Raw genomic sequence first — 11,839 nt, forward strand, 5'->3', positions numbered from 1 at the left:
TTCCTGTGCTACCGTGGCTGTAACACATTAATTAGGGATTACTATGACTAGACTGCTGCTCGCAGTAACCTTGGTCGTATCAATGGGAACGACAGCGTATTTATGGCTAGATGCACCAGACACGCTGACACATCAAACGACGACCGAACGTGGCCACACACCTTCGCCCCCGAATATGCGTGAAGCCGCCTCCTCCCTTTCTAATACCACGCGCCACAAAGCACAAGCTCAACCTGCCGAGCCCGATGTGATGAAAACCTCGATGGCGCCGACACTCAGCTACATTGCCGCCGATTATGCAGAACAAATCCAGCACCCCGGCTACTCGCTCCCCATTCCATCAAAACAAAGCCCGTATTTACACTGGAATCAACATATCTCGACCCCAATGCCAATTCTCGATGGCTCAGTGAAAGCGGCATTAAAGCTCAACCAATACCGCTACTTTTATCCAGAAAAAATCCAAGCCTCACTGGTCACCCCTGCCTCTTTTAATCACGCGACTTTGTCGGTCATTGATGTCGAGGCTAATCGGGAATTGACCCACCTCGATGTCACAGATACACAGTGGAGCATTGAGCCCGAAGCCGATTGGCCTGTCGAGCTTCGTCTTAAAGCAGCCCTCAGTTTTGATGGGGGCGACGATGTGCTCACCGCCGATTTTCGCCTTTATCAGCCCATTGCGGAAGTGAAAGGGGTGAAGCCAGTTTTCGGCCGCGGGCCGGATATGGTTATCCCGCTCGTTTTGGATATCGACAAAGGCGGTATTTATCGGGTACGTGCTAATCTATTTACTGCTGACGACCAACCCGTTGCGGTATTAACCAATAAGACACGCCTCAGTGAGGGCGAGCAAACGCTAGAGCTACGCGCTTTTCGAGCCTCGATGCGTGGCTATGGCGATGAATGGCAACTGAAAGACGTGGTGATTGAGCGTATGTCGGGCTATCCCGGTGAGCGGGCACAATTTGGCATCAGCCCACAGGATCATTATTCACTCGGTGTTTTTGACACCGGACAGTTATCCGACGAGCCCTATCAAATGAGTGAGCAAGAGCGAATGCAGTTGGAATTTCTGCAACGTGCAGCTCAGCAATCTTAGTCGCCCATGAGGGCCTCTGACGCTAACCGTTCACTTTGTTCACGTGCGGTATAAATACACCGACGCACACCCTGAGCGGTATTGGTGCGCTGCCACGCGAGTACGACGTGGCTGACTAACGGCATATCTTCAACCGCGACGACAGCGACATGATCGCTCAGCTGTGTGGTCAATGATTCAGGTACCAAGGCAATACCAAACCCCGCTGACACCATTGCCGTTGCTGAATGTAATTGCGGTGCCAACGAGGCATTCGAGGGCGCCAGTCCTGCTCCTTTTAATGCGTCCACCAAAGCATCATGTAATCCCGGACCAATATCACGCGGAAACAGAATAATCGGATCACCGCCCAAATGTGACAACGTCACGCTTTGCTGCTTGGCAAAGGCATGATTAGCGGGCACCACTAGCTTAAACGGGTCAGGAAACAGCGGCGTGTGCGCCACGTGTTCACTGGCATAACACGGCAGGCGAAGAAAGGCGAGATCGACATCCTGCTGGCGCAAGGTTTCCACCAAAGAAGGCATAGGCAGCTCTATTGGTTGAAAATCAATCTCTGGATGGGCTTGCTGTAATCGTCGAACAAGTTCTAACACGGCTTGGCTCACCACTGTCGAGCTGGCAAACCCAAGCCGAAGTTGATTCCGCTCTCCTCGCGCCACTTGTTTGACCCGCTGCACGGCATGATCTAACTGCGCCAAGATTTTCACCGCATCATCATAAAGCACCTGACCGGCCGGCGTTAGCGCCACCCCACGCGACAAACGCTCAAACAAAGGCACGCCCACCTCTTGCTCTAGCTTTTTAATTTGTTGACTCAGTGGTGGTTGCGCAATGCCCAATTTTTCGGCTGCGCGGGTGAAGTGTCGGCACTCTGCCACCGTTACAAAATACCGTAAATACCTTAGCTCCATGACTCTACCTCTGAGAAGTCTCTGATATTCAGTATCTTACCACGTTTTTTATGTGCCATATCTTTTCGATATCAAAGCCAACCTTTTTTGTATTGGATGCTATTCACGTCAGCTCGCATCATAACTATAGGTTTCACGCAACGAACCGTTTGATTATCAGAACGGTCGTTAAATACGGTTAACGAGGACGCTTTATGAGCACCCAAACCTGCCACTGTGCCGAGCACATTGCGGCCGCCTACGTTGAGCATCACCAACACACGGGTGAAGGCGAAATCTATCAAACCTCCCTGATGAGTGCCTTGATTGATGGCATCTACGAGGGCGACACCACCATGGCCGATCTCCTCAAACATGGCGATTTCGGCCTCGGCACATTCAACCAACTCGACGGTGAGCTCATCGCCTTTGATAAAACCATATTTCAGCTGCGCGGTGATGGCTCGGCGCGTCATGCCGACCCGGACCAAAAGACCCCCTTTGCGGTCATGACCTTCTTCAAGCCAGAGATCAGCCAGTCTTTTGATCACCCCATGTCGCGCCAAGAGCTGCATGATGTCATCGATAGCTTGGTGCCAAGCGATAACATTTTTTGTGCGGTTCGTATCGATGGTGCCTTTGAGCATGTGCGCACTCGCACTGTGCCCAAACAAACTCCGCCGTACAAACCTATGCTTGAGGCCATAGCGGCACAACCTGAGTTTCGCTTTGACCATGTTAATGGCGTGATTGCTGGTTTTCGCAGCCCACAATATACCCAAGGGATCAATGTCGCTGGCTATCACGAGCACTTTATCACTGACACACGCCAAGGCGGTGGCCATGTCCAAGACTACGAATTGGCTTGTGGTACCTTGCAAATTGGACGGGTCTCTAAACTGGTCATTGATCTTCCCACCAATGCCAGCTTCCTCGACGCGAACTTAACCTCGGACAACATACACGCCGCTATCGAACAAGCAGAAAAATAATATCACCTCCCATTGGGAGACAACCTCACGAGGAGCCCAACATGACTAAAAAAACACAGTGGGACAATGGCGCACAACTGATCGCAAATCACCTAGAGCGCCAAGGTGTGGAATACATTTTTGGTATTCCTGGCGCCAAAATCGACCGTCTCTTTGACGCGGTTGAAGACACCAACATTAAGATGATTCCCGTTCGTCACGAGGCGAATGGTGCCTTTATGGCAGGCGTCGTCGGCCGTCTTACCGGTAAGGCGGGTGTGACTATGGTGACCTCTGGCCCAGGCTGTGCCAACTTAGTCACCGGTCTGGCAACCGCAACCTCAGAAGGCGATCCCTTGGTCGCATTAGGGGGCGCGGTAAAACGGGCCGATCAACAAAAACAAACCCACCAAAGCCTTGATACCGTGAGCGTATTCCGCTCCGTCACCAAATACAGCGCCGAGGTTCAAGCCAGCACTGCTGCGTCTGAGATCCTTGCCAATGCCTTCCGCTCAGCAGAAAGCGGCCGCCCCGGCGCTGCCTTTGTCAGTCTGCCCATGGACATTCTCAACGAACCCGTTGAAAGTGATATCCTCGCACCGACCTTCCCCGCCCAGCCCGGCATGGCAGATACGCGAGCCATCAGCGAAGCGGCCAATAAAATCAAAGCAGCGAAAAATCCGGTGTTCCTTCTAGGTTTGCAAGCCAGTCGCCCCGAGAATGCCGCCGCTATTCGTACTCTGCTTAACCGTACCCAATTACCCGTTCTCGGCACCTATCAGGCGGCAGGTACTGTTGATATCAGCTACTACCAGCGCTTTGCGGGTCGGGTGGGTTTGTTCAACAACCAGCCCGGCGATCTATTGCTTGCAGATGCAGACCTTATCATCACCATTGGCTTTAGCCCGATTGAATACGATCCTGAACTTTGGAATACCCAACACACAGACATCGTGCATATTGATGTCGAGCCTGCGGAAATCGAGCATTACTATCGCCCCAGCGTTGAGCTCGTTGGCCAAATTGAGCCTACCCTGAAAGCGCTCACCGAGCAGCTCGATCATCACTGGCTGATGCCATCTACCACCGTCGATGTGCTCGAGGAAGTCTCCCACCAACGCCAAGCGATCCGTGCCTACAGCCATTCACACCAAGAGTTTGCTTTGCATCCGTTACACCTAATCAAAGTGATGCAGGATGTGATCACCCCAGACACAACCCTGTGCTTGGACATGGGCAGTTTCCACATTTGGATTGCTCGTTACCTCAACTGCTTCCGTTCCCGTCAATTGTTGGTCTCGAACGGTCAACAAACCATGGGCGTCGCCCTTCCTTGGGGAATTGGTGCGAGCTTGCTCAATCCCGATCGCAAAGTGGTGTCCGTTTCCGGTGACGGTGGGTTTATGCAATCAAGCATGGAGCTTGAAACTGCTGTGCGCCTCAAATGCAACTTGCTACATATTATTTGGGTGGACAACGCCTACAACATGGTAGAGATGCAAGAGGTCAAAAAATATCAGCGTTTTTCCGGTGTGAAATTCGGCCCGATTGACTTTAAAGCCTACGCCGAAGCGTTTGGCGCCAAAGGCTTTGCGGTCACTCGCCAAGAAGAACTTGCCAGTCAATTGAAGCAAGCCATGGACACCGAAGGACCCGCCGTGATCGCGATTCCCGTCGATTACAGTGACAACTTCAAACTGATGGCCCCGCGTGAGGCCGGCAGTATGGATCCGGTATTTGCTTGATCAATCAGATAAAAAGGAGAACACAATGAAAGGTATTAACCAAAAAGTCGCATTGATTACTGGCGCAGCCAACGGCATTGGCGCAGCCATTACCGACCGCCTCTATCAAGAAGGTGCCAAAGTGGCCATTGCAGACTGGAACCAAGCGGCATTAAATGACACTGCAGCAAAATACGATGCTGATCGCGTCTTGAAGCTCTCTGTCGATGTGTCAGATCCAAAAGCGGTAGAAGCCATGATTCAAGAAGTGGTATCCCACTTTGGGCAGCTAGATATGCTGATCAATAACGCAGGGGTGCATACGCCTGGTTCGGTCATTGACGGCACCCTAGCTGACTGGGAGAAAGTATCAGGAGTAGATATTGATGGTGTGGTTTTTTGCGCCAAATACGCCATGCCTGAGTTAATTAAAACCAGGGGCTCAATGGTAAACACGGCATCAGTATCAGGCCTAGGCGGTGATTGGGGCGCGGCTTTTTACTGTGCCGCAAAAGGGGCGGTTGCGAACCTAACGCGTGCCATGGCACTCGATCACGGCCTTCAAGGCGTGCGTATTAATGCCGTCTGTCCTAGCTTGGTCAAGACCAACATGACCAATGGCTGGCCTGAATCGGTGCGGGAAAAGTTCAATGAACGTATCGCACTAGGTCGTCCGGCAGAGCCTGAAGAAGTCGCGTCTGCGGTCACATTCCTTGTCAGTGACGATGCATCATTTATTTCCGGTGTTAACCTCCCCGTTGATGGCGGCGCCACCGCCTCGGATGGTCAACCCAAAATCGTCTGAGAAATCACCAAGCGTCGCGATGCGTCCGTGTTATCGCGCGCTTTTTTAATGGCGCGCTATGACGAACAAGCACGAGCTGTTATGCCAGATGAAAATCAATCACAAACAACGGCGGGCGTTCTGGGTAGATTTGCAAAATCAGCGCCTTCAGCTCAGTCAACGACATTCCCTCTTGTTCCGCATGGCGAGCATTAATGTCCTCGAAAGCAAGCGGAGCAACGCTGTCGATCACAATGTCACACACATAATCATCGGTTTCTAGCTGATGTACCGCGACGCGCGAACCGGGTTGATAGTGACTTTCGGATTCATCACGAATGGTGATGGTTTTAACACCGGCGGCCACCATGGGCGTTAAGGTGGAGAAAAAGGTGATTTTGGTCGGGGCAGTCATGTTGTTTTCATCCAAAACTGTGTTGGCCTATAGTGCGATAGGATTAAAAAAGCCCGCGCGCGACTGCACACGGGCTTTCCATGTCTTGCGACGTTACGCCATCATCGGCACCAATACAAGCGTGCCAATAATCACAGTAATTAACCCGCAGATAACTGGCACCGAGGTGCGTTTAACCACTTCAAACGGGCTGAGTTTTGCCATCCCTGATGTCGCCACAATTACTCCCGACACAGGCGAAACCGTACGGCCTAAATTAGACGCTTGCAACATGGGGATAATCAAAAACGCTGGGTTAAGCCCCATCTTCGCGGCTAACGAGGGCGCGAGTTCAACAAACGCATAGAAAGGCGCATTACCCGAGCCGGTCGCAATTGCTGCCGCGACAGTGAGCAAGGTTAGCAACATCATCAGCGCGATGCCGCCTGCGCCCGCACTTTCCGCCAAGCCCAATAAGTTGTCAATCGCACCAATCGACATCAAGCCTTGGGCAAACACCCCGGCAGCCACCAACAGCATCACGACGCCTTTAAAGGCATCCGCCATGCCTTCGTAGCAGGCGTCGAGATCTTCTAGTGTTCTTCTACCATCAAATTTCTTGGTCGCAAAGTCCACCAATGCCCCCAAAAATATTGACAGCACCACAATGGTGTAGATATCGAGGTAGAGACCTGGAATAGTTTCACCGTTAAACAAAAACACCCCAATAATGGGTAAAAACGGCAACACCGCATAATAAGCAGGCGCATGCGTTTCTATCTCAGAAACATCCACACGCTCCATCGGCGTGTTTTCTTTGTTATCCAGATATTTATTCCAAAAGTAAGCCGCGGCGGCCATCACAATGATCGCACAAATAGAGACCGGCAATACAGTTTCGACCGCAAACACGTGAAGCGGTAGGCCTGCTTTTTCCGCTGCAATCACCACATCGCCCGACGTGGGTGACAAGATAATCGCAGCCGGTGATGCACACACTGCGGTAGCGGCAGGACGAGAAATGCCCATCGCGGTCATCATCGGGAACAAGGTGGCCATCAGCAGGACTCCCAACCCAGTGGCAGAGCTGACCGCCAGCGACATCAAACAGGCCACGATATAAGCCGCTACAAGCAGCACATAAGGTGACTTAATCACCGATAGCGGCTTAGAGAACTGTTTCACCACCACATTATTGGCGCCAATGTGCGACATATAGGCCGCAAAACCACACAACAACATAATTTGCATCCCAAGGCCGCCACCCCGGTATTGCAGCATGTATTTTACGTATTCAAGCGAGTCGGTAAACAGGTTGCCCGTCGACGTTAGTTTAGCCGGTAGGACACTGTGCCCGATTAACCCAGTGATAATCAGTAATAAAATCCCTGCGGTTAGCAAGGTGCTTGCAGCACGATAACCTTTGACAATGAAGTAACCCACAGCCACCGTTACCACTAGCCCAATGAGCAGTTCTAGCATAATTCACTCCGCCAGATGATAAAGATAAAAGAATTGGATGGAATTTACTCAGCTCACTGTACTAAAACCCTGCCTGTGGCACGACAAGAACCAACCCCGAGCTTGATTTAAGACAAATAAAAAGCCGCCTCTCAATAAAAGGCGGCTTGGCCATCACAGTTTGTAGTGATTAGGTGCTTAATCAGTTATTCAGGTCAAAGCGGTCAGCGTTCATCACTTTCACCCACGCCACCACGAAATCGTGTACGAACTTGGCTTGGTTGTCATCTTGCGCGTAAAACTCAGCATAAGCACGTAAAATAGAGTTTGAACCGAACACTAAATCAACGCGACTTGCCGTCCACTTCACCGCACCCGAGTCGCGCGCAATGATTTCATAGCGGTTGCGGCCGACGGGTTTCCATTGATACGCCATGTCTGTCAGGTTGACAAAAAAGTCATGACTTAGCTGCCCCACTCGGTCGGTCAGTACACCTTCCGGCGCACCGCCATAATTGGTCCCAAGTACGCGCATACCGCCCAGCAATACTGTCATTTCAGGGGCCGTGAGTCCCATCAATTGGGCACGGTCGAGCAGTAACTCTTCAGGCTGAACGGTGTAGTCTTTTTTCAGCCAGTTGCGGAATCCATCTGCAACCGGTTCTAGCACCTCAAACGAAGCCACATCAGTCTGCTCAAGCGTGGCATCACCACGGCCAGGAGCAAAGGGAACGTCGACGGGGACGCCAGCCGCTTTTGCCGCTTCTTCGATGCCTTGATTACCTGCCAGCACGATGGTGTCGGCCAAACTAATCTGATGCTTCTGGGCTATATTGCTCAGCACGTTGACTACCTTCGACAAACGCTCCGGCTCGTTCCCTTGCCAATCTTTTTGCGGCGCTAGGCGGATCCGCGCGCCGTTCGCCCCTCCTCGTTTATCAGATTGCCGATAAGTCCGCGCACTGTCCCATGCGGTCGTCACTTTCTCTGCCAGTGTCAGGCCACTGTTGGCAATATCCGCTTTTACCGCCGCGACGTCATAATCAGTGCGTCCTGCCGGTACAGGGTCTTGCCAAATCAAGTCTTCACTTGGCACATCTGGGCCGATATAGCGCGATTTAGGCCCCATGTCGCGGTGCGTGAGTTTAAACCAAGCTTTAGCAAAGGCATCCGCTAACTGCTCGGGATGTTGATAAAAACGCTCCGCAATGCTGCGATAGGTTGGGTCCATCTTGAGTGCCATGTCGGCATCCGTCATGATGGGATTACGACGAATAGAGGGGTCTTCCACATCGACAGGTTTATCTTCTTCTTTGATGTCGATGGGCTCCCACTGCCACGCGCCTGCTGGGCTTTTCTTCAATTCCCACTCATAGTTAAACAGCAGATAGAAGTAGCCGTTATCCCATTGCGTGGGATGGGTGGTCCACGCCCCTTCAATGCCACTGGTGACCGTATCGCGACCAATGCCACGCGCTTGATGGTTGTTCCACCCTAAGCCTTGCTCTTCAATCGCTGCACCTTCCGGCTCGGGGCCGAGCTGTTCCGCATCGCCATTGCCATGACACTTACCGACAGTATGGCCACCTGCGGTGAGTGCAACCGTTTCTTCATCGTTCATCGCCATACGCTCGAAGGTGACACGCATGTCTTGCGCGGTTTTAAGCGGATCGGGATTGCCATCCACCCCTTCTGGGTTGACATAAATCAGCCCCATCATCACCGCTGCCAATGGGTTTTCCAGATCGCGTTCACCAGAGTAGCGGCTGTTCTCAGCATCACTTGGCGCCAGCCATTCTTTCTCTGCGCCCCAGTAGGTATCTTTCTCAGGGTGCCAAATATCCTCACGGCCAAATGCAAATCCATAGGGTTTTAAGCCCATCGATTCATACGCCATCGTCCCCGCCAGCAAAATTAAATCTGCCCAGCTTATTTTGTTGCCATATTTTTTCTTAATGGGCCACAACAGACGACGAGCCTTATCAAGGTTGGCGTTGTCCGGCCATGAGTTCAAAGGCGCAAAACGCTGGTTCCCTGTCGCACCGCCACCGCGGCCGTCGGCAATGCGATAGCTCCCCGCGGAGTGCCACGCCATGCGGATCATCAAACCGCCATAATGTCCCCAGTCGGCAGGCCACCATAACTGACTCTCGGTCAGTAGCGCTTTCACATCCTTTTTTAATGCATCGATATCAAGGGTTTTTAGCGCGGCATGATAATCGAAATGCTCATCAAAAGGAGACGTTTTACTGTCATGTTGATGAAGAATGTCGAGATTAAGCGCGTTTGGCCACCAGGTTTTGTGTGCCATCTCTTCCGATGTTTTGCTGCCGTGCATGACAGGGCACTGACCACCTGACGTTGAGCCTTGTTGAGACATTGCTTTCTCCTTGCTCTTATTGTTCGACAAGCTTTCTTCACAGCGAATCAGCTTGCGCATTGCGTTAATAGGCAATCAGGCGAAGTGCATGATTGTCCCGACCAATACAACGTTAATAGGCATTAGACATCCGCGCTAATCTGTTTTGCCAATTACTGTGATTGCTGACACTCACCTTTACGCCTGAGTCAATTCGTCGCCTTGCTCTAACATACCTGCTCTACCACGCCCACTGACGGTTTTGTAGTACCACACGATAACCGTCCAGATCTTCAAAGGTACGCCCGTCTTTATCCCAGTAGCTATTGTAACTCGGCACAGGTTTAAACCCAGCGGCTTCAATTTGTTGACACGCAGTCTGCCATGCAGCGTGATCCGGCAAGTAAAAGACCAACAGGTTTTCCTGTGACGGTGCTGGACCGACATGGGTGCCGCGATGATGGGTAAATTCAAGGTGATAGTTATGATGTGGGTGACCAATAATGGCGCCATCAAAATCATTATGGCCAGAAAACGTCGCCAATAGCTCAAACCCCAGCCCATCGCAATACATGTTGGTAATGTCGGCCAAATTGTCGGTGGGTCGTGCCACCCGCATCACGGTGTCTTTATCAATCATTGTGCTGGCTCCTCCGGCTCGCAATTCAATGTTTGCATCATGGTGATAGAGTCTGGGGTAAACCCCAGCGCATGGTAAAACGCCTGCGCATCCTGATTAAACGTCATCACTTCTAGTTTAATCACAGTGGCATGATTGTCTTTCGCCCATTGGGTACAGGCCGCCATTAACGCTTTACCTGCACCGGTTCCTCGCGCATCACGGTCAACCACAATGGTATTCACATGACACATGGGATCGTCGACCAGATGAGGAATGTGTTCAAACGACTCCAGCCTTGCCGACAAAAAGCCAATCACTTTGTTTTGATGCTCTGCCACCCAAAAGTACTTATCCGCTTCTTGCAGCGCTTTCTGCAAAAACGCCCGACCGCTTGGGCCAGGCGTTGCAAACAGATGCGGCGCATGTTGATGGTGCATGTCACCAATTTGTACATTCAGGGCGAAGATGGCATCCAAGTCCTCAACCGAGGCACGTCTCACTTGCATCCTTGTATTCCTTTTCAAGTCTTGGGGTATTCTGGCTCTCAACAGTCTGATGCAATCATTTAGCCAAACGATAATGCTAAACAATGGCCGAAAAGTCAGACTGATGCAGTGACTCTACCCACACCCTTGAAAGGAAACGTCCACTACTCGACGACTTGTGTCATGCCTGCCAAGTGGTGCCAATAGCCGTTGCAATCGTGGTTGAGCGGTTGCGGGTTATTGCCTGCTTGGTTAGCACGGAATTTGTCTACCCAGTGCAAGGTGTCAAGCGACAGTGGACTTAACCGCACCACATCCACCAGACCTTGCATTGACGGTAAATCGTTAATGAGATTGGTGCACTGCCCGGACTGGGTTTGAATGCCGTTTAGCACAAATACGGCCTGACCCTCTTGTGATTCCGTTAACCGCCCATTGGGATAGTTGATGCAGCACAGTTCGCAGTCATCTTTGGCGCGGTTTTCTGAGCGCGCGGTAAAACAGCGTGCTGAATAAGCCAGTGGTAAGTAACCATAGCCAGTCACCTCCACCTCAAACCGGTCGCGAATACCCAGTGCATCGCAGCCGTTTAACATATTCACCAGCCAGTCGCGCGAAAGTTCCACCGGCATCACCCAGCGCGTCATGCCAAGGTCAACAAATTGCTTCAGTGTTTGTGGGTTATAGCAATTGATGGCGGCCCCCACCACAAAGGGCTGCCGACGCTCACTTAAAAACTGCACCGCGCTCACGTCATTCGCTTCAATGCGAATATCATCATTGTCACAGTAGCGTTTCAGCATGGTCAGCTCTGAGGGCGCTTCAATCAGCGCCATGGTCGAGAGCACCACTTGTTTGCCAGATTGGACCAGCTCGCGTGCAAGCCCGATCCAGTCTTTGGTTTTCAGCTCTCGCCGCTTGGCACAGACAGTTTCACCGAGATAAATCACATCGGCTTGGCTGTCAGCCGCTGCTTGATAAAAGGCTTCAACCTCAGACTTGGGCCAGTAATACAGGATCGGCCCGAGAGAAAATTGCATCATA

General features: G+C 51.7%; 11 protein-coding genes. 4 read left to right on the forward strand and 7 right to left on the reverse strand.

Going from position 1 to position 11,839, the window contains the following annotated elements:
- The first annotated feature begins 43 nt into the window (after positions 1–43).
- Complete coding sequence (locus tag EHW58_RS12105; RefSeq protein WP_152796709.1) at positions 44–1,102, forward strand: hypothetical protein; 1,059 nt, start codon at positions 44–46, stop codon at positions 1,100–1,102.
- Here EHW58_RS12105 and EHW58_RS12110 read toward each other — a convergent pair.
- On the reverse strand, positions 1,099–2,016 hold the full coding sequence (locus tag EHW58_RS12110) for a LysR family transcriptional regulator (protein ID WP_152796710.1): 918 nt from the start codon (positions 2,014–2,016) through the stop codon (positions 1,099–1,101). The two genes, EHW58_RS12105 and EHW58_RS12110, sit on opposite strands and share 4 nt — an antisense overlap.
- Positions 2,017–2,210: 194 nt before the next feature.
- On the opposite strand from EHW58_RS12110, the gene budA reads away from it, so the two are divergent.
- The 3 genes from budA to EHW58_RS12125 are packed head-to-tail and all read left to right on the forward strand — an operon-like array spanning position 2,211 to position 5,495.
- Positions 2,211–2,987 (forward strand): acetolactate decarboxylase, encoded by a 777-nt coding sequence (gene budA / locus EHW58_RS12115; protein ID WP_152796712.1) that lies wholly within the window; start codon positions 2,211–2,213, stop codon positions 2,985–2,987.
- 41 nt (positions 2,988–3,028) lie between these two features.
- Positions 3,029–4,711: an acetolactate synthase AlsS gene (gene alsS / locus EHW58_RS12120; RefSeq protein ID WP_152796715.1), complete on the forward strand. Its 1,683-nt coding sequence runs from the start codon at positions 3,029–3,031 to the stop codon at positions 4,709–4,711.
- A 25-nt stretch (positions 4,712–4,736) separates the two neighbouring features.
- The gene (locus EHW58_RS12125; RefSeq protein WP_152796717.1) at positions 4,737–5,495 is read left to right on the forward strand and encodes an SDR family NAD(P)-dependent oxidoreductase; all 759 of its coding nucleotides are present in this window, start codon (positions 4,737–4,739) and stop codon (positions 5,493–5,495) included.
- Between the two features lie 79 nt (positions 5,496–5,574).
- On the opposite strand, the gene yqfB is transcribed toward EHW58_RS12125, so the two are convergent.
- The 6 genes from yqfB to EHW58_RS12155 form a co-directional block, all read right to left on the reverse strand.
- The gene (gene yqfB / locus EHW58_RS12130) at positions 5,575–5,889 is read right to left on the reverse strand and encodes a N(4)-acetylcytidine aminohydrolase (RefSeq protein WP_069590200.1); all 315 of its coding nucleotides are present in this window, start codon (positions 5,887–5,889) and stop codon (positions 5,575–5,577) included.
- A 93-nt stretch (positions 5,890–5,982) separates the two neighbouring features.
- Positions 5,983–7,350, reverse strand: coding sequence for an anaerobic C4-dicarboxylate transporter DcuC (dcuC, locus tag EHW58_RS12135; protein WP_152796719.1), 1,368 nt, complete (start codon positions 7,348–7,350; stop codon positions 5,983–5,985).
- Positions 7,351–7,531: 181 nt separating this feature from the next.
- Positions 7,532–9,709 carry a catalase/peroxidase HPI gene (gene katG, locus EHW58_RS12140; RefSeq protein WP_152796721.1) on the reverse strand — a complete coding sequence of 726 codons (2,178 nt, stop codon included), beginning with the start codon at positions 9,707–9,709 and terminating at the stop codon, positions 7,532–7,534.
- 220 nt (positions 9,710–9,929) lie between these two features.
- The gene (locus EHW58_RS12145; RefSeq protein ID WP_152796723.1) at positions 9,930–10,328 is read right to left on the reverse strand and encodes a VOC family protein; all 399 of its coding nucleotides are present in this window, start codon (positions 10,326–10,328) and stop codon (positions 9,930–9,932) included.
- The gene (locus EHW58_RS12150) at positions 10,325–10,816 is read right to left on the reverse strand and encodes a GNAT family N-acetyltransferase (RefSeq protein ID WP_152796725.1); all 492 of its coding nucleotides are present in this window, start codon (positions 10,814–10,816) and stop codon (positions 10,325–10,327) included. Before EHW58_RS12150 ends, EHW58_RS12145 begins: the two co-directional genes overlap by 4 nt.
- 143 nt (positions 10,817–10,959) lie before the next feature.
- Positions 10,960–11,835: a U32 family peptidase gene (locus EHW58_RS12155; RefSeq protein ID WP_152796786.1), complete on the reverse strand. Its 876-nt coding sequence runs from the start codon at positions 11,833–11,835 to the stop codon at positions 10,960–10,962.
- Between the last annotated feature and the right edge of the window lie 4 nt (positions 11,836–11,839).

It is taken from the genome of Salinivibrio sp. VYel1, assembly GCF_009377945.1.
In the GTDB taxonomy this organism is placed as follows: domain Bacteria; phylum Pseudomonadota; class Gammaproteobacteria; order Enterobacterales; family Vibrionaceae; genus Salinivibrio; species Salinivibrio siamensis.